This is a genomic window from Grimontia celer (genome assembly GCF_900055185.1).
GTDB classification, from domain to species: domain Bacteria; phylum Pseudomonadota; class Gammaproteobacteria; order Enterobacterales; family Vibrionaceae; genus Enterovibrio; species Enterovibrio celer.
The window spans coordinates 19,606-41,201 of the sequence record NZ_FIZX01000002.1; the positions used below are offsets into that span (position 1 = coordinate 19,606).

Annotated in this window: 19 protein-coding genes; 9 read left to right on the plus strand and 10 right to left on the minus strand. The window is 49.2% G+C overall.

Going from position 1 to position 21,596, the window contains the following annotated elements; all coding sequences use genetic code 11:
• Positions 1–4: 4 nt before the first annotated feature.
• Positions 5–1,864 (minus strand): S8 family serine peptidase, encoded by a 1,860-nt coding sequence (locus GCE9029_RS10385; protein WP_062663212.1) that lies wholly within the window; start codon positions 1,862–1,864, stop codon positions 5–7.
• Positions 1,865–2,311: 447 nt separating this feature from the next.
• Positions 2,312–3,448 carry a 23S rRNA (uracil(747)-C(5))-methyltransferase RlmC gene (rlmC, locus tag GCE9029_RS10390; protein ID WP_062663213.1) on the minus strand — a complete coding sequence of 379 codons (1,137 nt, stop codon included), beginning with the start codon at positions 3,446–3,448 and terminating at the stop codon, positions 2,312–2,314.
• 217 nt (positions 3,449–3,665) lie between these two features.
• On the opposite strand from rlmC, the gene murQ reads away from it, so the two are divergent.
• On the plus strand, positions 3,666–4,565 hold the full coding sequence (gene murQ / locus GCE9029_RS10395; RefSeq protein WP_062665575.1) for an N-acetylmuramic acid 6-phosphate etherase: 900 nt from the start codon (positions 3,666–3,668) through the stop codon (positions 4,563–4,565).
• Between the two features lie 37 nt (positions 4,566–4,602).
• Here the strand turns inward: murQ and GCE9029_RS10400 are convergent, their stop codons facing one another.
• The gene (locus GCE9029_RS10400; protein ID WP_062663214.1) at positions 4,603–4,845 is read right to left on the minus strand and encodes a hypothetical protein; all 243 of its coding nucleotides are present in this window, start codon (positions 4,843–4,845) and stop codon (positions 4,603–4,605) included.
• 518 nt (positions 4,846–5,363) lie between these two features.
• On the opposite strand from GCE9029_RS10400, the gene GCE9029_RS10405 reads away from it, so the two are divergent.
• The 8 genes from GCE9029_RS10405 (at position 5,364) to GCE9029_RS10440 (ending at position 11,921) form a co-directional block, all read left to right on the plus strand.
• Positions 5,364–6,572, plus strand: coding sequence for an ammonium transporter (locus GCE9029_RS10405; protein ID WP_062663215.1), 1,209 nt, complete (start codon positions 5,364–5,366; stop codon positions 6,570–6,572).
• A 365-nt stretch (positions 6,573–6,937) separates the two neighbouring features.
• Positions 6,938–7,168 carry a hypothetical protein gene (locus tag GCE9029_RS10410; protein WP_062663216.1) on the plus strand — a complete coding sequence of 77 codons (231 nt, stop codon included), beginning with the start codon at positions 6,938–6,940 and terminating at the stop codon, positions 7,166–7,168.
• A 434-nt stretch (positions 7,169–7,602) separates the two neighbouring features.
• Positions 7,603–8,148 carry a nucleotidyltransferase family protein gene (locus tag GCE9029_RS10415; RefSeq protein ID WP_062665577.1) on the plus strand — a complete coding sequence of 182 codons (546 nt, stop codon included), beginning with the start codon at positions 7,603–7,605 and terminating at the stop codon, positions 8,146–8,148.
• 84 nt (positions 8,149–8,232) lie between these two features.
• On the plus strand, positions 8,233–8,721 hold the full coding sequence (locus tag GCE9029_RS10420) for a COG4315 family predicted lipoprotein (protein WP_231870079.1): 489 nt from the start codon (positions 8,233–8,235) through the stop codon (positions 8,719–8,721).
• Between the two features lie 182 nt (positions 8,722–8,903).
• Positions 8,904–9,200: a COG4315 family predicted lipoprotein gene (locus GCE9029_RS10425; protein WP_231870080.1), complete on the plus strand. Its 297-nt coding sequence runs from the start codon at positions 8,904–8,906 to the stop codon at positions 9,198–9,200.
• Positions 9,201–9,208: 8 nt separating this feature from the next.
• Positions 9,209–9,745, plus strand: coding sequence for an RNA polymerase sigma factor (locus GCE9029_RS10430; RefSeq protein WP_062663217.1), 537 nt, complete (start codon positions 9,209–9,211; stop codon positions 9,743–9,745).
• Positions 9,733–10,503, plus strand: coding sequence for a hypothetical protein (locus GCE9029_RS10435; protein ID WP_062663218.1), 771 nt, complete (start codon positions 9,733–9,735; stop codon positions 10,501–10,503). The genes GCE9029_RS10430 and GCE9029_RS10435 overlap by 13 nt, the downstream gene beginning before the upstream one ends.
• Positions 10,504–10,625: 122 nt before the next feature.
• A complete protein-coding gene (locus GCE9029_RS10440) occupies positions 10,626–11,921 on the plus strand; it encodes a hemolysin family protein (protein WP_062663219.1) in 1,296 nt (431 codons plus the stop codon).
• Positions 11,922–11,984: 63 nt separating this feature from the next.
• On the opposite strand, the gene GCE9029_RS10445 is transcribed toward GCE9029_RS10440, so the two are convergent.
• The 7 genes from GCE9029_RS10445 to GCE9029_RS10480 form a co-directional block, all read right to left on the minus strand.
• On the minus strand, positions 11,985–13,718 hold the full coding sequence (locus GCE9029_RS10445) for a zinc-dependent metalloprotease family protein (RefSeq protein ID WP_062663220.1): 1,734 nt from the start codon (positions 13,716–13,718) through the stop codon (positions 11,985–11,987).
• A 315-nt stretch (positions 13,719–14,033) separates the two neighbouring features.
• Complete coding sequence (locus GCE9029_RS10455; protein WP_062663222.1) at positions 14,034–15,089, minus strand: ABC transporter ATP-binding protein; 1,056 nt, start codon at positions 15,087–15,089, stop codon at positions 14,034–14,036.
• Between the two features lies 1 nt (position 15,090).
• Positions 15,091–16,338 (minus strand): MGH1-like glycoside hydrolase domain-containing protein, encoded by a 1,248-nt coding sequence (locus GCE9029_RS10460; RefSeq protein WP_062663223.1) that lies wholly within the window; start codon positions 16,336–16,338, stop codon positions 15,091–15,093.
• A 74-nt stretch (positions 16,339–16,412) separates the two neighbouring features.
• Complete coding sequence (locus GCE9029_RS10465; RefSeq protein WP_062663224.1) at positions 16,413–17,657, minus strand: carbohydrate ABC transporter permease; 1,245 nt, start codon at positions 17,655–17,657, stop codon at positions 16,413–16,415.
• Positions 17,654–18,916: a carbohydrate ABC transporter permease gene (locus tag GCE9029_RS10470; protein WP_062663225.1), complete on the minus strand. Its 1,263-nt coding sequence runs from the start codon at positions 18,914–18,916 to the stop codon at positions 17,654–17,656. The genes GCE9029_RS10465 and GCE9029_RS10470 overlap by 4 nt, the downstream gene beginning before the upstream one ends.
• Positions 18,917–19,001: 85 nt before the next feature.
• Positions 19,002–20,360 (minus strand): ABC transporter substrate-binding protein, encoded by a 1,359-nt coding sequence (locus GCE9029_RS10475; RefSeq protein ID WP_062663226.1) that lies wholly within the window; start codon positions 20,358–20,360, stop codon positions 19,002–19,004.
• Between the two features lie 70 nt (positions 20,361–20,430).
• The gene (locus GCE9029_RS10480; protein ID WP_062663227.1) at positions 20,431–21,492 is read right to left on the minus strand and encodes a LacI family DNA-binding transcriptional regulator; all 1,062 of its coding nucleotides are present in this window, start codon (positions 21,490–21,492) and stop codon (positions 20,431–20,433) included.
• Positions 21,493–21,596: the final 104 nt, after the last annotated feature.

Here is a 21,596-nt window from a genome sequence, read left to right on the forward strand (position 1 = left end):
TCCCTTAACCTTGATGACCGATAACGCGGATTGACCAGTGATTCAGCACACCGTCAATGCTGTTGTTCCAACGAGGGAAGTTATACTCTTCCGCTTCATTTTCGCGATTGCGCAAGATCCAATAGTCGAATGCGTTGCTCACGTCAGTCACGCGAATGCGCCATTCACCTGCGGCAGGCTCACCATAGAACTTATGGCTCAACATGAGGTGATCACGGTAACCACGGCTCTCTTCACCAATATCCTGACCGATACCCTGAAGCAAAGAGCGGCCTACCATGCTGTTACTTGGTGACATCAACACGCTACTGGTGCCCGAAGGAGATACCAATTCAATCAAGAGGTCACTCGTGCGTTCATGGTCGATATCGATTTTGACCTGCACAGACTCCACGGTTAGATTGCCGTCAATCACGATGCCACTGCCCACTGCTTCGTTGCTGGCATCAGGTACAACAACGTCGGTTGTTTCTGATTTCCACTTCGTTAGTTGCATTGGAGGCAATGCCTGATAAGTGCGTGCTTCAAACATGGCTCTATCAACATCAATCAGACCAAAACCGTAGTACGGGCTGTATTCATAACCTGCCGCATTTGCCGACCAGCCTTCCAGACCCACCACAGTTTTGTTTTCACCGGTATGCGAGACATAGTTAATCACTGTGTCTACGTGGGTTTCATCTACCTTGGTGGCAGTCTTCGCCAGGATATGTCTAATATCGCGTTGCGACAGATCAGGACGCACCGTCATCAGCAGTGCTGCAGCACCAGATGCATTTGGCGCGGCAGATGACGTGCCGTTCATCACCCCGTTGTAATTACAGTTCGGATCTTCTGCTGTTCCACCATGAAGGCCATTTCTGTCAGTCTTCTCAATGGTGTTGTAGCCACGATCACAGCCTGTCAGGTCAGTGGTGACATGCGCCGGTTTATCACGACCGAATTCACCCGCTGGCGACGTCAAGAACACGTTGGCACCAACAGAGGAGTAGGAAGCAAGCAGGCCATCAGCATTCAGCGCGCTGACCGTCATGTTCCAATAGTTTGAGTTGTTGTGTGAGAGATTACTGTTTTGCCAAGGCAGCCCTTGGTTTGGCGCATCCGCGGTATCGTAGTCTTTCGGTAATATGCGGTAAACGTTGTCTCCCAGCATGATGGAAGTGCGGCCAAAGCCATTACCTGCTGACTTCACATAGAGCGCACCTCGCCCTTGATGCGCCTTGGTACTTTGCTCTTGATAAACGGCATCTTGCGTAGCAAGCGAAAGGTCGTTTTCCAGATCAAATGGACGGCTGAACAACACATTGCTGCCGTAACTTTGGTTAAAAATACGGGCATCTGCAGAACGTGAGTCTGCGCCGTGAGCTATCAACCAACTTTCTAGAGATTGCTCTTCAAGGTAGTTATACCCTTTCAGGCCTGCTCGTGGTGCTACACCGCGAACCCCTTCATTGTTATTCCCAACCGCAGCAATGATGCCCGCTACTGAAGTGCCGTGAGAAGCATTGGGGTCCCAAGGTGTAGGGTCGTTATCTTTGTTCACCAAATCCCACGAGCCGGGCCTAACATTCGCTGCCAGGTCTGGGTGGGCAATTTCAAGACCATCATCAACAACAGCCACAGTCACGCCCTGTCCTTGGATACCAAACAGATGTGTTTGCCAAAGATTCAGATCGTATCCAGTGCGTCCGCCAGTGGCAGAAAATGCTGCCTGCCCGTTATTGAGTAAATTCCACTGATGTTCAAGCAGAGGGTCTCCAGGGATCAGCCAACGATTTTCATAAAATCTGTCCGTCGCAGACGCGGCCCCCGAATAAGCAATGGCCGAGCCAATTGCTAGTGCAATAATCCGTTTCTTATTCATTATTAATCCCACAAAAAGTTACAAACGATAATATTGAGCAAATAATCAACGCTCGCTTTTATTAATATCGGATAAAAATGAATTTAGAAACGTCATAGGTGTGATATGACTCGCATATAAATATCCAGAAAAGCAGCCAAATGTTAGGAAGTAATAACTAATTTCTTATAGTCCTGATTTCCAACAGTTTTCGTTATCATGGCAAAAAACCTCAAAAAACCCTGACAAACTGTGCCAAAATCAGGCTAGAACCACTAAATATGATGAGTAAATCCTCATCAAGATCGCATAGCTATTTAGACAGCGCTTTCCCTGAGAGGATTTGTTAAAGATTTTCGCTTCAGTGCGAATTAGAAGAAATAAACAACGATATTTGGAGTGTTATAAAGGCGGAAAATAATACTATTTTCAATAATATTAATATAAAAATAAAGGGACATATGCCCTTTATTTTCTTTCGATTAAAACCATGACTTCGGCATGCTCCGTGTGCGGAAACATATCAAACCATTGCAGACGTTTGACTGTATAGTTCACCAAACCATCGAGGTCTATTTTCAGCGTTTCTGGATTACAGCTGGAATAGACAATGTGCTTGGGTGCTAACTCGCCAAGTTGTGCCACCAACTCTTTACCCAAACCACGACGGGGCGGGTTGACCAGCACCAGATCAGGTGCTCTGTCTTGCAGTAGCGAGAATTTCGCTGAATCGAGCGCATCAAAGTTTAGGTTGATAATTCCCATTTCTGCCGCAGAACGCTTCGCGCTCGCAATGGCCTCCGGTTCGATTTCAATACCGGTGACTGACTCGGTCACCGACGCGCAATGCAAAGCAAAACCACCGACGCCACAGAATAGATCCCACATGCGTTTGGGCTTGAGTTCTCTTACCCATTCACGCGCTGTCGCATAGAGTTTGGCAGCGACTTCAGGGTTGGTCTGGAAGAAGCTTTTCGGACGCACCACCAGCGGTACGTCGTTGAATTGCTCGATAATGTGTTCATCGTCTGTGAGGAAAATTTCCTCATCGCCTTCAAGACGCGCCATGTGTACGGGCTGCAAATTAACCGACACCACACGGATTTTCGGAAACGCCTCGCGCAGCCTCGCTAAGTTTGCTTCTATACGCGGCAAGGCATCGCGGGTGCGCATGACAAATCGCAGCATGAACTCGCCAGAATGTGCCGAGCGGGTTAGCAAAATGTACTTAAGTTCACCCTTCTTCTTTTCTTTGTTATAAGGCGGAATACCAGAGGTGCGAATCCAATCCTGCAGGTAATCCAGCAATGCCATCATGTCTTCGGTGTAGAGTGGGCAATGGGTCAGGCTCACCCGTTCGAGGTTATCCCCAAACTTCACGTCTGCCCCCAGCACAGGTTGGTGCGCTGCACCCAGCACCACCATCTTTGCTTTGTTACGGCAGCCCGTTTCTTTGCTCAATACCGGCGATAACCACTGCTCTGGCAGTCGGTTCTCAAACAGGGATTTCAGCCCGTTGTCTTTGTCAGCGACTTGCTGGGTGTAGGGGACACCCCTCAACTCGCATGAACGGCACTTGTGCTGATCGAAGAATTTGCAATGCATAACGCTCTACCGCAGAAAAAGAAGGGAGAGTCTAAGCATCCTGACTAAAATAACCATTCACGTTGTTATTCGTTAAAATCGAATATATTGATGGTAGAAACCAGACACATTGAAGCCCGGTTCAAGCATGGGAAAAATACCTTTTTTCTTGAGTTTATCCCCGCGCTTCAGGAATACTGGTCTCACTAAAATCCGCTGATAAATGAGCACACTACTGATGAAAATAGATCTCACCCGACTGGTCACAGAAAGCCGTAACTCTGCAAGCGCAGAAATCGACAAACTTTCCACGCTGGAAATGCTCGAAGTGATTAATCAGGAAGATCAGAAAGTCGCGCTCGCGGTGAAAGCTGAACTCCCACAAATTGCCAAGGTTGTCGATGCCATTACTGAGGCATTCGCAAAGGGCGGTCGCCTTATTTATATGGGAGCAGGCACATCAGGGCGATTGGGTATTCTGGATGCCAGTGAGTGTCCACCCACTTACGGGACCAAGCCTGAACTTGTGGTGGGTTTAATAGCAGGAGGACATCAGGCCATCTTGAAAGCAGTTGAGAACGCCGAGGACAATGTCGAACTCGGCAAGCAAGATCTGGTGGATTTGAACCTGACCGCTAAAGACGTGTTGGTAGGGATTGCAGCCAGTGGCCGCACACCTTATGTACTAGGTGGGATGCATTACGCCAAGTCTGTCGGTGCAACGGTTGCCACTATTGTTTGCAACCCTGTCTGCGCAATGGCAGATGAAGCAGATATCTCCATCATCCCTGTGGTGGGACCTGAGATTGTAACTGGCTCATCGAGAATGAAAGCAGGAACGGCGCAAAAGCTGGTGCTGAACATGCTGACAACAGGCGCGATGATCCGCAGCGGCAAAGTATACGGCAACCTGATGGTGGATGTAGAAGCAACAAACGCCAAATTGGTGCAGCGTCAGATCAATATCGTCGTAGAAGCCACAGGTGTCGGCGCAGATGAAGCTGAAGTCGCACTTCAAGCTTGCGGGCGTCACTGTAAAACAGCGATCTTAATGATTCTGGCAGGTATTGATGCAAATGACGCCAAAGCGCGACTGGAAAAGCACAAAGGGTTTATTCGCCAGGCATTGAATGCGTAGTGTAAAAAGAGTTAGATGACCTGGGCGATTCGGCCTGTCATTCCCAAAGGCAGTCTTCAGGAACAATCAGTTTGAGCAAGGCTGCTGGTGGAAGCTCGCTAAGCGCGACTTGTCGGAAGACATCTGCGATTTGAAGGTCGCCACCCAAACACCGAATAATCGTGGTGTTAATGGCTTCTTTTTCCATGCCATCAGCATGAAGCATTTGCACCCAATGGTATTCCGGCGCATTGACATCGAGAATTGTCCGCCTACCTAATGTGAACGTATGTTCTTTCATTTCTCTCCTTAACATGTCATAAAAATTAAACACCCACCCATAATGGGCAGAATTTAGACGACTGGCAAGGTATTTTCATAGAATACTGTTTTTAATGAGTTTTATGATTCTCCAAACTAATACACAATTGCTTAGACATAATTTAACTCATTGATAATCTGCTCTATTTGTCTTTTTGTGGATAGATATATAGACAGAAAAAATGAAATACCGACTACCTGCCTTAAACTCTGTTAAATTCAAAATTATCGCACTTTCATGGTGCATACCTATTGCGCAATCGCACCATAATGAAGCATTTCTATGCATTAGATTAAGAGAATGAAGGATAGAGAGTTTCTTTATGGTGCATATTTAATTTGTTAAATAACAATAAATTAAAAACACTTCGCACTTAATTAGCGCCACAATGCACATTCATGGTTCATGCAGGCACGATTTGTGCTTATTCCCCTGCGGCCTGAAGAAGCAACTCTTCAGCAAGGAAAGCAATCTCAAGGAAGTAGAGGAATTACAACGTGGAAAATATTAGTAGCGCGATTCAAACGCTGTCAGAAAGCGCGAACACGCTCTTTATTCTGATCGGTGCCATCATGGTTTTGGCAATGCACGCAGGCTTTGCCTTTTTGGAAGTGGGTACCGTCCGCCATCGCAACCAGGTAAACGCCCTGGTGAAAATTATGTCCGACTTTGGCTTCTCAGCTCTTGCCTATTTCTTCATTGGCTACTGGGTTGCCTACGACGTTAACTTCTTCAGCAGCGCCAGCGTCCTTTCCGAAGGTAATGGTTATGAATTGGTGAAGTTCTTCTTCTTGATGACTTTCGCCGCGGCGATTCCAGCCATCATTTCCGGCGGTGTTGCTGAACGTGCAAAGTTCTACCCTATGTTGATTGCTGCCGCAGCCATTGTTGCTTTTGTTTATCCATTTTTCGAAGGGCTGATCTGGAACGGTAATTTTGGTTTTCAGGATTGGTTAGAAGCAACCTTTGGTGCGCCTTTCCATGATTTCGCTGGTTCGGTCGTGGTTCACGCTGTTGGCGGATGGATTGCGCTGGCAGCCATTATGATTCTTGGCGTACGTCAAGGCCGTTATCGCGGTGGCAAGCTGATTGCCTTTGCACCTTCTAATATTCCGTTCTTGGCACTTGGCGCATGGATCCTGACAGTAGGCTGGTTTGGTTTTAACGTGATGTCTGCACAAACCATGGACGGCATCAGCGGTTTGGTTGCCGTCAATACCCTGATGGCTATGGTTGGCGGTATCGTCACTTCCCTCATTGCCGGTAAGAATGACCCAGGCTTCCTACACAATGGTCCGCTGGCGGGTTTAGTCGCGGTATGTGCGGGTTCTGATTTGATGCACCCAATCGGCGCACTGATTACTGGCGGTGTGGCTGGCGTGTTGTTCGTCTGGCTATTCACCCTTATCCAAAACCGCTTCAAAATTGATGATGTGTTAGGCGTTTGGCCACTGCACGGTGTATGTGGTGTTTGGGGTGGTATCGCAGCGGGCATTTTCGGTTCAGAAACGCTGGGCGGTCTTGGCGGCGTTAGCCTGATCGCTCAAATCATCGGTACCGTTGCTGGTGTGGTCGTGGCATTCGTTGGTGGCTGGGTTGTTTATACTCTGGCTGAAAAAGCGGCAGGTATTCGTCTAAGCGAAGAAGACGAATATAACGGTGCTGATTTAGCTATTCACAAAATCGGCGCGACATCCGAAGATTAATCGTTTTAATAATTTCTTTCCAAGCCCTGCTGATCAGCAGGGCTTTTCATTTAAATGTAATAGTTACAAGCTCACGTTTGGTAACAAAGGTCATCAACACCTTCTTATAAAGTTCATTCCCTTTCCCGTTCTTTTCATCAAGCGCTATTCGGCTTAAAAGCAAGAGATGCAATCACGCGCATAAATCACCAGCAATTCGTCTCACATTGAAAACACCCATAATATTAATTTGACAAATTAGTTGACGAAACTTTAGATATGCGCCAACTATTAATACAACAATTATTAATAAGTAGACATCTGTCTTTTGGCTACATATTTGGCACATTGGTATTAGTGGAATATTTCCCGAAAGGGGAGGGAACATGGACTTAGAATACATGCAAGCAGTAGACGTATTGGGACAACTGCGCGTGGGCGACTCTATCAGCGACGCACTGAGAAATGAGGCGCAATGCGTAACCCGTGAAATCTTTGAGAAATATCGGGACCGATGCGACGTCGACTCAATTGAAGGCTTACTGTTTGATAATGAAGTGAGCACCAAATTAAGAAACACATGGACAGATGCGATATGCGATGTGTGGCTTAATTAAGTCCGTTTTCTTTTGTTCCTATGATGTCTTAGAGCATCGAAGGCTGAAATAGAAATAGTGCAGAGCCTCACTGCTAACGCATAAAAAGTGGAGCCCTTGGTGGGCTCTATTTATTTCTCTTCACTCTAAGAAATACTTCAATCTGTACTGGATTCTGACCAGCTTTTCAGCTTTCTAAACCTTACTCCCAGAAAATTTTCAGTCTCTTTTCACTCTATTCCTATATCCAGAGCTGGAGATTTAGCCATCCACTTATCCAAAACAGTTTTTAGCTTCAATTAAAATAGAATGAAAAATACCTAAACAATCCGTGGCCCCTTCTTTGACCTTTCCTCTCAAGCGCTCTCCGAACCCAATCGTTTATAAAAGGCTGACGTTCTTTACCGACTTCAATGGTAATATCTGCACATAAGTCATTTTTATTCTCTACCATCATGCAAACCATCATTGACTGGGTTCAGGAAGATTCTTTGCGCATGCAGGCGCTCAAAAGTGTTCGCACTCTAGAGTTACCCCAGTGCTATCTTGCTGCGGGTTTTGTCCGTAATCTGGTGTGGGATCGCCTCCATCAAAAAGAAAATACAACACCACTTAATGATGTCGATGTCATTTATTTCGATACTGATGAATCTGATAAAAATGCTTATCTGACCTATGAACTAAAGCTAAAAACCATCATGCCATCGCTCAACTGGCAGGTGCGTAATCAAGCCAAAATGCACCTGAGAAATGGTGACCAACCCTATCAGAGTATTCTGGATGCCATGAGTTTCTGGCCGGAAAAAGAAACTGCCGTAGCAATCCGTCTCAATGACAATAACACGCTGGACTGTATATCTTCGTTTGGATTTGAATCCCTTCTCGCGTTAAAAATCACGCCTAACCCCAGGCGCGATATCACCCTCTTCCACCAGCGCATTCAGTCTAAAAATTGGCTCTCACATTGGCCAAAATTAACCGTGGAAAAAAGTTTCGAATAACCTGCATCCAATCCCCCCCTTCCCACCGTCTCCTTCTCTGACAGCGCTGTCTCATGATGTCAAAAACAATGAGAAGGAAATCCCATGTACAAACACATGCTTGTCGGCACTTTGTTGGCGCTTCCAGCGCTGGCTATTGCCGCAGACAACACTGTCAACACCGCTGCAGGTGAGGTTTTTGTCGATCCGAACGGACGCTCGCTCTACACCTTCAGCAAAGACAAAAAGGACAAGTCCATCTGTAATGGTGGCTGCGCAGCAAAATGGCCGCCCCTCCCAGTCAATCCAGCGACCGAAATGTTGTATGGCAGTCAATCTGGATTCAGCGTTATTCGTCGCGACGATGGCAGTGAACAATGGGCTTATCAGGGCGCACCGCTTTACCGCTGGTTTAAAGACATGAAGGCAGGCGATATCGAAGGAGCAGGTATCAAAGGTGTTTGGCCTTTAGCGCGTGCCGATGATGTGACAGTCCGACTATATAACGATGATAACCGCCGCTATCTGGTGGATGACAACAACTTTACCCATTATACCCAAACAACCTGCAGATGCCGGTTTCAGCGAGCTTGACTGGCGTTGTGATCGCGGCGTCGCTTTGTAGATGTAGCCATCTACATCAAAAAGGGACAACAAAGAGCACGACGCCAGTCAACTCGCCCGAAGGGAGGACCTCAATGTGTCCACTTCTTCGTTAAATTTCGCTGAAATAGACTACTATTCCTAGCGAAATTTGCCTTGAATTGAACACATTGATGACCTCTGAAATCGAGCATGTGCAGGTTATTTGGGTATATAACTTTGATAACGATGAAAAGGGTATCTCCAACTGCTATGGCGACTGCGCCGCTTATTGGCCACCCGCTTTGGTGGACACGCAGAACATGGCATCACTGACATTGTCCGGTGATTTTGGGGTAACAGAGCGCAAGGATGGGAACGTTCAGTGGACATACAAAGGTATGCCGCTTTACCGATGGATTAAAGATACCGCGCCGGGTCAAACGACAGGAGATGGCGTGAAGGACATCTGGCACATGGTGCCGCTATGAGGTGATTTTTGAGTCTCGATACCAAGGAAGTCGGTGAGTTGCTCTCCCGCATTGCATTGAAAGATCGGAGCGCTTTTGAAGCGCTCTATTCGCTCACAGGTTCGCGCCTTTATCATTTACTGGTTTCTATCGTCAAAGACGAAGGATTGGCTGCAGATTTACTACAGGAGGGTTTTCTGAAACTCTGGTTCAGACAGCACAGCTACCCTATTGATTATCCTTGGGCCTGGCTATGCCAGAGTATGCGGAACCTCGCCATCGATGAACTGAGAAAGGCCCGCTATTCAAAGGAAGAATCGGTCTCTGACCCCATGTCAGAGGCCGATAAAGGTCTGGCGACGCTGGAACACAGCGCACATCCTGAACATCAGAAGCTGAGTTACTGCCTCCAAGCCCTCACACCAGAAAAGCGCAGTGTCATAGTCCTCGCTTATGAGCATGGCATGAGCCATGAAGAAATTGTCGAACATGTAAAATCTCCACTAGGAACAGTGAAATCGTGGATTCGACGCGGACTGATGGAGCTGAAACGATGCCTAAATTAACCGTTGCCAAGCGCTACCAATCCGCGGAGTTACGAGACAAGCTTGCTGCTGAATATGTGCTTGGCACACTCACACCCAGGGTTCAGCGTCGTCTGGAATACCTGATGAACCAAGACCCAAGTTGGTGGGAACACATTGAGCACTGGCAGCAGCATTTTGCCGGCATCACCCCATCTATCGATGCAAATTTAGATTGGGAATTTACCAAGCCGCCTGAACGGGTCTGGCGCAATATCACCAACGCTATTTACCCTCAGCGGGAAAATGCCCGAACCCGCTCGAAAACGCCTTGGTGGAAGGCTATCACCACACCCATGTCACTGGCTTTGTCTCTGGTTATTGGTGTGCTGATAAGCCCCAGTATCATGCCACCAGAGGCTCCAAAGAAAGGGCCAATTATTGTTCAGCCTGCTAACTACTTTGCTTTGATGTCCTCTGAGCAAGAACACAATCTGTTTGCCATTGTGGCGTATCGCGGATTAGGCGATGCAAAGTCAACACTGCGTCTGCAGCGAAACCTGCGTGAATCCGAGTTGCCGCCGGAAACAGCCACGGTGTGGATGCGGGACAAAGAATCCGGAGAAGTTACCCGTATCGACACGCTGAGAAACATCAACGACACACGTTTTCTTTCCCCCGAAGAATGGCAACAATTGAAGAACAGTTCAGAGCTGATCGTCACCATTGGTGAAACGCCGGATAGTCAGGTTTTGTATGAAGGCCGCTGTGTTGAACTGAGTAACTGGAATGCCATTTAAAAACTGGTCAGGGGGCGCGGTGTCGCCTCCTGACCTTCATTTAAAATACAGTGATTAATCACATTTCCAAATGCGAATGCGGCATATTCTGGAGCTGATTTCTTCATTAGATTCAGGACAATATGGACGTATTACTGCTCGCTGGTTTAATTTTCATTAACGGCTTGTTTGCCATGTCTGAAATTGCGCTCGTCGCCGCTAAAACCAGCCGACTTAAACGCATGGCGGAAACCCGAAAGGCCGCCTCAGTGGCGCTTTCCCTCAAAGAAAACCCCAACACTTTTCTTTCTACTATCCAAATCGGCATCACGGTTATCGGGCTTTTGAGCGGTATTGTTGGTGAAGCCACTCTCTCCAAGCCTTTCGCAGAGTTTCTCGTTTCAGCTGGCATGCACATCGAAACGGTAGATTATCTCTCCACCGCTTGCGTGGTGCTGGGCATCACCTACTTTGCCATCGTCGTGGGCGAGTTGGTGCCAAAACGTATTGCACAATCTCATGCCGAAGCTATTGCGGTACTGGTTGCTCGTCCCATCCGCTGGATTTCTATTGTTACCCGGCCGTTTGTGGTGGCGCTAAGTGTCTCAACGCAAACGTTGCTTAAAGGTCTTGGTGTGCGCGAAGACAGTGAAGAAACCGTCACCGAGGATGATATTCAGGCCATCCTCAATGAAGGTTCGGAATCCGGTGCGATAGAGCCGCGTGAACAGATCATGATCCGCAACATCCTTCATCTCAATGATCGACTGGTCAGCTCGCTGATGACACCGCGACGCGACATCGATTATCTCGACATCAACCAGCCTGTCGATCAGGTACTGGTGCGTATCCGCAGCACCAAACACAGTGTCTTCCCCATCTGTCGTGGCAATCTGGATAATGTCATCGGCACGGTTTCTTCGAAGCTGCTGCTGAACCATGTCGGCGACATCAACACCACCGTCATTGCCAAATTGCTTAAACACCCTATGTATGTGCCAGAGTCGATGAAAGGATTAACACTGCTCGATCACATGCAGCGCCAAGGGACAGAAATGGCGTTTATTGTTGATGAATATGGCGACATTCAAGGCCTCGTCACCCATTATGATTTACTGGAAGCCATTGCCGGTGAGCTCTCACTCTCACCACAGGATTTGTGGGCGCAGGATCTGGAAGAAGGTGGTTGGGTGATGGATGCGCTGATCCCTTTGAACGAGTTAAAAGACAGGCTTGGGGTTTCGACTTTGGAGGGAGAAGAAACCGAAGGCTTCCAGACGCTAAATGGCATGTTGAGTTGGTTAGCAGAAAAGGTGCCTGGCGAGGGAGAAGTACTCGTCCATCAAGGCTGGCGATTTGAGGTCCTCAAGGTCAAACACAACCGCATCGCCAAGGTAAAAGTGACCCAAGAGCGCGCAGAAACCGAAGCGGAAATTTAATCAATAAAAAGCCCCCCAAAACTTGGAAACATAGGAGGGCTTTTTCGATCGAAAGGAAACAGCTTAGTTGTATCCCGACACTTGCTTCGAGAAGTTATTCATCGCCTTCACACCGTCGATCTGGTTGTCAAAACCCAGCGGCAGCTTAGTGTTTGGAGAAAGCTTTTCTGGCGTCGAAAAATACGGGATCGCATTGCCGCCCATCACGGTGCGTTCCGCAGAGTAACCAACCGCGATATTGCGTGCTAAATCCGGCGTCAGTACACCATGATTCAATCCCATGTTATGTCCCAGCTCATGGCGCATAACATTGGTGCCACAGTTCAGCGAGCCCGTCGCCACCATGTTGAAACGGCTGGATTTCACCCATGCCAGGCCACACCCGCTTTCGGTTCCTTCATAGTAAATCGCATCCGCTTTAAGGGCATTACGTCGTTGCTGCGCAATCGGATTTGAGCGAAGTTCACGCAACGCATCACCGAGCTTCAGCCAGGTATCCGGCGTCTGGAATTTTTCGAGAGAAACCATGCGGAAACGGAAATTTGCCCCGGAATTCAACAAGGCTTCATTGGTTTTCACATAACCTTCTACCAAGCGCGAGCGCGATTTCGCTTCACCAATTTTCTGAACGTTGCGATGGCTGTAGTAAGCCAGCAAATCGATGGTGACAGTGTCGCGTTCCCAGTTTCCACTGCCATTGACCACAAAGGTTGCCCATTCGCCACGGTAAAGCCTGTTTGGGCTCATCCCCTGCCCTGATACGACGAACGACCATGCGGCATCCGTTTTTACATGAACGCGTGTGCCTTCGCCACTGTTTGGCAACTTCAGGTTTCGCACATAGTTTGCGTTGGCAAAATAAACGTGGGTATCGGGCGTGGTGATATTCAACTCACCGTTTTTCACATCACGCGCATTCAGGCTTACTTCTGGACTCTTATACAAACTCCACAGATTACGGTCACCACGATAAACGAACACATATTCCTGACCGTTTCTGAGCGTCAGAGGTGCACCCACATCGGTACGCGTATTCATAATGGTTGCATTCCAGGCAGCGCGGGAACGGATTGAAACTGTGTCTCCCTCTTTGCCCTCTCTGGGCAACGAAATGTTTCCGATGTAGTTAGCATTGGCAAATTGCACCACTGTCATTGGCGAATAAGGAGTTGGCACCACACCGTCTTTAATATCACGCGCATTGATAAAGCGCTCCGGCGCAGATTTGAAGAACCACTTTTTATATTGCTTGTTGTAGATCAACACATATTTGTCTTTGGTGCGGATAGACGCCGTACTCTTGGTCCCCAATTGCGCGTCATCAATACGTGATGTCCACGACGCGTTGGACGTGATCACAATGCCCTGAAGCTGATTAACGGTTTCGGGCAATTTCACCGCCCGCGTCCAATTGCTGTTGTACATGTGATAGCGAACAAAGCGCTGTCCCGCATCATTCCGGATCGTATCGCCCACCTTGTTTGGCGTCTGGAAATCCATGTCCATACCCCACGCTTTAGTCGCGGCATCATAGCGGAACGTCACGGAGTCATTGGTGTAGAGGTAAACGGTTTCAAAATCCAGTGAGTCATGGCTGATTGAAGAGGTATAACCTGCCTTGGAAACCAAATTTACAATGGTTTTGTCCTGCGGTGCTGTTGGGAACTTTATCTCGCCAACCCAGTTTCCGTTGTAGGTAGTAAAAGTGATGTTGTTGTCGTCATTCGGCAATTGCCCATCGGGAAAGTCCTTTGCCGTATAGTTTCCTGCCAATGCCGTTGCAGAGAAAAGCGCCAAGCCAAGGCTCCCTACAATTTTTGTATATATTTTTAGATGTCTAAGATTCATCAATTATCCTTTCTCTTTATTATCCATGTCAGTCAGTGCATTCCCCTGACTCAAAGAAAGGTTATTTAATTCATCATGATAAATTTGTTTCTGAAGTGAGATGCACAGAGCTTTCGGTACTTTTTTGTCCGGTTTAGATAAAAAAAAAGCCCGACATCCAAGGAGAAAATGCCGGGGGAGTGTTTTGCAGTTCACTGGAAGAAAGAACTGCATCAAATGGAGAATGTGTGCCTTCAGTAAACTCGAAAAACCGAAGACACTTGATCATGATTGCGCGACAGATAATCCTTCCGCGTCGAAGAAGTGAAGCTTGTTAGTATGGAACTGGAGACCCACGTTGTCGCCAGCTCTTACCTCGCTTTCCCCATCGGTGCGAACGGTTATTTTGCCGAGCTCACCACAATCAACAACTACATAGATATCCGCACCAAGGTATTCAGTCACATCTACGATGCCCTGACAGTTACCTTCTTCCGGAGAAACCAGATTTATTGCCTCTGGACGGATGCCAAGCTGGGTTGCAGAACGGGTATGCGGATATTCTCCGCCCTTGCCGCCTGCCAGCCCATATTCACCACCTTCTGTCACACAAGGCATGATGTTCATCTTAGGGCTGCCGATAAATTGCGCGACAAACAGGTTAGCAGGGTGATCGTATAGCGTTTTCGGGCTGCCAATCTGCTCAATCACACCGCCTTGCAGCACGACGATTTTGTCGGCAAGCGTCATTGCTTCTACCTGATCGTGTGTCACGTAAATCATGGTGGATTGCAAAGACTGGTGAAGCTTGGCGATTTCGTATCGCATTTCCACACGAAGCGCCGCGTCCAGATTCGACAAGGGTTCATCAAATAGGAACGCTGTTGGGTCACGCACAATAGAGCGCCCTATCGCCACGCGCTGTCGCTGACCACCGGAAAGGTGTCTTGGACGACGGTCGAGATAATCCTCAAGCTTAAGCACCTGCGCCGCGTAATTCACTTTTTCGTCGATTTCAGATTGCGGACGCCCTTGGGTTTTCAGGCTAAAACCCATGTTGTCGCGCACTGTCATGTGTGGATACAGGGCATAGCTCTGAAACACCATGGTCAAACCGCGTTTGGCTGGCGGTTGATCTGTCATGTCAGTGCCGTCAATCAAGATCTGTCCGCGGCTGGTTTCCTCAAGCCCGGCAATCATCCGGAGCAGCGTAGATTTGCCACAACCCGAAGGCCCAACAAAAATCACCAACTCGCCCTCGTCTACAGAAAGGTCGATTCCCTTGATCACCTGCGTGTCGCCATACCATTTTTCGACTTTGTTCAGTTGAATTGAGCCCATGTCAGCCTCCTGCTAAGTCAGACAGCGACCAGGAAAGCCAAACGGCTGCTGTCCAAGTAAAATGCCCGCCGCCTGCCGGCGTTCCATTGTCCGGATTGAAGTATTCGGCGAAGCCATAATTTGAAATCAAACCCGCCGTTTGCTGGCGCACTGCTCGCGCCAGTGTCACGTGTCCCTGTTCTTCCAGTCCCCAGCCAATCAGCGCGTTCATGATCGCCCACACTGGGCCGCGCCAATAACGCATTGCGTCGTATTTCTCCCCTGCCGGGTCATAGCTCGGCACAATGTAATGCCCATTTCCAAGAATCCGCTCAAGATGACCGACCATTTCCGGGCTTTCAATGCCTGCATACCAACAAAGAAAAGAGGCATTGGACAGGCTTCCCGCGAACTTGCCGTTTCGCAGATTCACGCTGTCGAATGCGCTAATCTCACTGTTCCAGATTTGTTTGCAGCCTTCTTCCAGCGTAGAGATCCAACCATCAATCTCGGAGACATCTTCACCTAACAATTTTCCGATCTCCGCCAAATCGCGGTGGCCACGAAGCAAGGTGAAATGCAGGCTGGGATCGGCGACCCGAAACGGACTGGTTTGCTCTATCACCTTCTCATCCCAGCCGCAGTCACGCCCTAAGTACAAAAGCGACAGATAGCGGTCGTAATCCAGTTTGGTCGGGCGCATCGATGCGTCCACATGAGACGTATCACGACGTTGGTATTCACCGACATTTGAGATATCAATGGCGTCTGAGGCTTCATCCCAATCCGGCGCGTTATCGCGGCCACTTTCCCATGGGTGAGTGCTTGCCACCACGCCGGATTCCGCGCGGCATTCCATGTACCAGCGGTGCCATTTAACCAACGCCGGATAAATGGCTTTAAGTTTCTCCTGACCTAACGCTTCGTCACGATGAAAAATCTTGCGCGCAAAGGTTGCTACCAATGGCGGTTGGCTAATGCCTGACGACGCAATTGGCCCTTTCCCCCCCCAGACCTCCGGCCCTGGAAAGTAACCTTCATCAGGTTGGTGGAAAACAATGTGTGGCACCATGCCGTTGTCCCACTGGGCAGTCAGTAAGGTTTCAATCTCCTGCCAAGCGCGCGGTAAGTCGAAGGTTGAAAAACCCAATGCTGCAAAGGCGCTATCCCAGTTCCACTGATACGGGTACAAACCCGCCGTTGGTATGGTGTAACCGCCTCGATCGTTATCTGTCAGTATGTCGATGGCTTGTTTATCCAGAGCTTCCATAATCAAATTCCCAAAAAATTAAGCTGTTGACCCAAAAGCGCTTTACCGCGATTACAGCGCCTCTGGATGTATCGTTATTTCACCGATCCCGCCGTGAGGCCTTTCACCATAAATCGCTCAAGACCAAGGAAAATCATCATGATAGGCACGGTGGCAATCACTGCCCCGGCCATCAAATGCTGACGCGGTATTTCCGAGCTGTTGAGCATGGCGACACCACGGGTCAGGGTGAATTTGGAAGGATCGTCTAGCAACATGAAAGCAAGCAGGAACTCGTTCCACGCGATCATAAAGACGTACAGCGATACCGATGCCATGGCGGGCAAACTGAGTGGCAGCGTGATTTTCAGAATCACTTTGAGACGCGACAGCCCATCCATCAGGCCCGCTTCTTCCACTTCTGCAGGCAATCCCCGGAAGTAGCCCTGCAGCATATAGAGCGCCACAGGAATAGTGGTCACCGGATAAATCAGCAGAATGCCAAATAGGGAATTGCGAAGGCCTAACATGCTGAATCCGATATAGATGGGCAGCGCAAGGACGATCATCGGCACCATATAAATCAGCAGAATCGAGCGGGACATCGCTGCTTGCCCACGGAAACGGAGACGGGCAACGGCATAGGCTCCAGGCACACTGAACAGCAAAGTGACAATCACGGTCGCGACCGACACGCTGAAGGAGGTCAGCAGGTATTCGCCAAAATTGAACTGCTCAAAGAGTTCGACATAAGAGCGGAACAGACCAAATCCTTTGTCGAGATCCAAGCTGAAATCAAGCGGATTAGCGAGCAGAGCTTGCTGACTTTTCAGGCTGGTCATCACCATCACGTAGAAAGGTACTGCCACAATGATGATGAAAAACAGGTAGCCGAACCAATACATGAAGTTGATGATCGCACTTTCAAATTCGTGTCGATCCAGCCAGCCCTTAGGGGTTTCCACCAGCATTCGGGAAAGCGGCCAGACGGTGAAAAGTGCCATCACGACAAACGCCACAGCCTGCGATACCGTATGCTCAGCCAGCGAAATAGTGAACGGTGCACCGAGCGTCAGCACCATGAATATCAGCAAATAGACGGTGGTAGCACTGACCACCAAAGAAGTACCTTCCAGGCGATGTTGCATGCGAAGCACATAGACAGCACATACCGCTCCAGCCAGAAGGGAAATCAATACGTACGGTGCCACACCAGCACCCGTCATCAATGCCAGAGCTACGGTCACGGTGATGGCGGCGCTGATGCCCCAGCCAGCACCAATGGTGGCGGCAACAAAGTCCGCCTGACGATACCAGCGTTTATCCAAAGCCGTCATCATAAACCCTCCTCACGGCTGACATAGCGGAAGAAGAAGAACGAGAAAATCAGCAGGCAGACGAAAATCACCACCGCTACAGCGGCACCCGCACCAATGTTGGAAAGCGCAAAGGCTTGCTCATACACGTTCACTGTCAGTGTTCGCGTTCCGGCATTACCCCCTGTGAGCAGGAAGATGTCGTCGAACTTGTTGAAAGTCCAGATAAAGCGCAGCAGGAAAAGGACCGACAGAATGCCAAGCAACTGGGGAATCGAGAGATACCAGAACTGCTGGAAAGGCGACGCGCCATCCATCCGAGCAGCTTCGTACATGTCGGCGTCTATCGACTGCATTCTTGCCAGAATGAACAGGAAAGAGAGTGGGAAGTAACGCCAGATCTCAAACACTGTTACGCTGATCAGCGCCAACGGCTTTTCGCCGAAGAAGTTGATGGGTTCAGTGATTGCACCCATTTGAATCAAAAGCGCGTTGGCCGAACCGGAAAACGGGTCAAACAGTGTCACCCAGGTAAAGGCAACGGCAATCACGGGCGCGACATAAGGAAACAACATCAAGCCGCGTATGAAACCCTGACCTTTGAACGTTTTGTTGAGCAGCAACGCCGCCATCATACCGACGACAAGTGCACCAATGGTGCCGAAAACGGTATAGAAAATAGTGACCCAGAGGACTTCGACAAACTCATCACTGTCAAACACCTTGGTGAAGTTGTCGAACGTAAAACTGGCATTGAAGAGATCAGAACTACTGATACCTGCCATTTCGGCCGGATAATCACGCATTCCCACTGGGTTTGCGATATAAGCCTCTTCGACCACAACCGGGATTTGCATGCGCTCTTTATAGCCCGGCTCCCAATCGCCCAGTTCACAGAAAATCTCGCGGCCATTCAGGGTACAGTTTTCGGGTACAGATTGTGCGGTAAGACCTTCTGGGAGCACATCACGCAGCGTGACGCTCTCGATCACCTTCTCTTTCGAACGGTTTGTCAGGCGGTATTCGATTTTGATTTCATCGCCCGCCGCTTTCGCCTTGCCGCGGAAGCGCTCATAGACATTCGGTTCTACAGGGCGCAAATCGGCCAATTCTATCGGCTTGGCACTGATCCAAAAGATAGACAGCAATGGAAGCAGAACCACCAGCGCGACCGAAATCAACGTGGGCGACAACAAGCCCCATGCCAGCCGGGTTTCCCTTTTTTGCAGCGGCCCGACACCCTTGGGCGGCTCAGGTTTTACAGTGTTAATTGATTCGCTCATCCCAGTTCCTTGGATATGACTTCCCCGTCAGGAGCGAATTTCTCCGCTCCCGTTGGGTGATTGTGTTCGGGAATGAATGCGTTGCTTAGTAAAGCTCAGCCAGTGCTTTATTCATGGCGTCGACCGTGGCAGAAGCATCACGCGTGCCGTCGATATATTCGCGCACCAGTCGGTTTATCACCTGGCTATTGATGACTTTTGATGCCAGCGCCAGTTGGCCTTCTGCCACGCCCCAACGCTGTGCGTTGTTCAAGCCACCAACGATTTCATCAATCATCTCGGCTTGGTAGAGCTCAGACAGTGGCGCTTTGCGATCAACACCCACAGGCAATTTTGACCACGCCTCGGTATAAAGCGTTGCGTTATCTTCAGTACCGCGGCGAACCGGGAATTTACCTTCCGGTGCAATTGCCAGGGTGTTGGTGTAGCCATCACTCATCGAGTAACGAACGAAAGCCATGGCATTGTCGATGTCTGCATCTGTGGTAATACCGAAGTAACGCACATCACCCCAAGCAGCACCTTCCGGGTTGGATGGACCAGAGAAACGGGTCACAACACCGGTTTTCGATGCCAGCTCGCGACTGGTTGGGTCGTCATTAATTGTTGGCGGCGCACTGTCACGCAGTCCTGCCAGCTCATCAAGAATGAACGGAGACCAGATGATCATTGCTGCTTTGCCACCAAAGTACAGCTCGCGTGATTGCTTCCAGTACAGCTCACCGTCTGGCGAGGCATCAGCAATCCCTTTGTAGAAATCGAGCACTTCGATGGTTTTCTTCTTATCAAGTTGCTGAATGCCATCTTTGTTTACTGGCGTCACGCCATTGGCGAGGAAAACATGCTCCAGCACTTGGCTCATGAAGTTTTCGTCCACCTTGGTCGCCGCCACAAAGCCGAACATGTTTGGCGGATTGTGGAGTTTTTCGATCGCTTTCAATACGTTTTCGTAAGAGTCCGGCGCTGCCAGTTTGTTGGCATCAAACAGGTCTTTGCGGTAAACAATCATCTGCGTCCAGCCGTCAACCGGAACCGCTGAGTAACCATCTTCAACCGTCGCCATTTCCAATGCGCCCGGTGCGAAAGTTTCAACGCCCAGCTCTTCAATGACTTCTGTAGCGGCATCCGCATCTAAAATGCCCGCTTCTGACCATGGGAGGGAGTATTGCAAAGTGTGGTAAATCACGTCAGGCAGGTCACCCGCAGAGAAAGCTGCGGTCGCGCGGGTGCCAAGATCACTCTCAGTCACCGGAATCACTTCAACCTTGGTACCGGTCAGCTTTTCGAAGTCTTTCGCCATCTCTTGTTGACGCTCCAGGCGTTCCGGCTGCTCTTCCGTCGTCCAGAATCGGATAGAGTCAGCATATACAGATGAGGCGCCAAACATCGCTGTTATCACGATACCCGCCAGCCAACGGCGCTTGCCAGTCTGCTGATTGTTCATGGTTTACTCCTTTTTGTGCGCGTTCATTACGTCGTCTATTACTACTTTTATTAATTAGAGTAGTACCTACTTACTTTCCTTGATGGGACAGGCGCTTAATCAGCTGGGCATTCACCAGTTTCCGGAGATCTTCCGGTTTTTCCCCGTTGATTTGGCGAAGCAGCAGTGTCGCCAGTTGCTCGCCCGAATAACGCATGTCGACAGAAAAAGTTGTGAGCGGTGGAGAGGCAAATTCGCTTTCTGGCAAGCCATCGTAGCCAATCACGGCCAGGTCTTTCCCAACCTCAAAACCGCGCTCTGCTGCGGCGCGATAAATCCCAAGAGCGGCGATATCAAGCGCACATACAATGGCAGTTGGCGGTTCACTTTGGGACAGCAAGGCTTCTCCCAAACGCTGACCCGCCGCCTTGGTTATGCCACCTGACAGCATCAGGTTTTCATCAACTGTCAGCCCAGACAATTGCATGCCCTGGCGGAAACCTTCTTCCCGCAAATAGCTGTAGTTGTATTCATCACCACCGTTTACAAAGGCAATACGCGTATGGCCGCGCCTTGCCAGGATCTGCACCGATTCACGCATCGCGGCTTCACCGCGAATGTCGAAGAAACTGACGTTGTCCAAATCCTGTGAGCGACCGAAAATCACGAAGGGCACTCCCTCATCCCTTAACAGGGCAATACGTGGGTCATGCGCTTTACTTCTAGGGAGGATGAACCCGTCCACTTTGTGCTCTTCAATCAGGCGACGAAGCGTTAGCAATTCATCTTTTTCTCCATTGGCGGTCGCAACAGTTAACGTCCAGTTCTGGCGGCTCACCGCCCGGCTGATACCATCAATAAAGTTTGTCAGGAAGGGTCTGTGGGCATTGTCACTACCGAGGTTCAACACCAATCCAATGGCGCAAACCTGCCCGGTTTTGATTGCCTGCGCATAGCTGAGTGCGCGGTATCCCATTTCCTTGGCTTTTTCACGAACGCGCTGTTTGGTTATCGGAGAAATGTCAGGATAGTCATTGAGTGCACGGGAAACCGTGCCTTTGGAAAGCCCCAATGCCTTGGATAGTTCGTTGATCGTGGGACGTTTCTCACGTACACCTCGACCCACCGCTGACACCCTCTGATTGAACGTCATAAACAACCTTGTTCCGTACTGATAATTTAAAAACTATTTAACGAAACCGGTTTCGGCAAATGATGAATGTGTCATTAGCGAGAAAAAATGCACCAAGTGGGTTC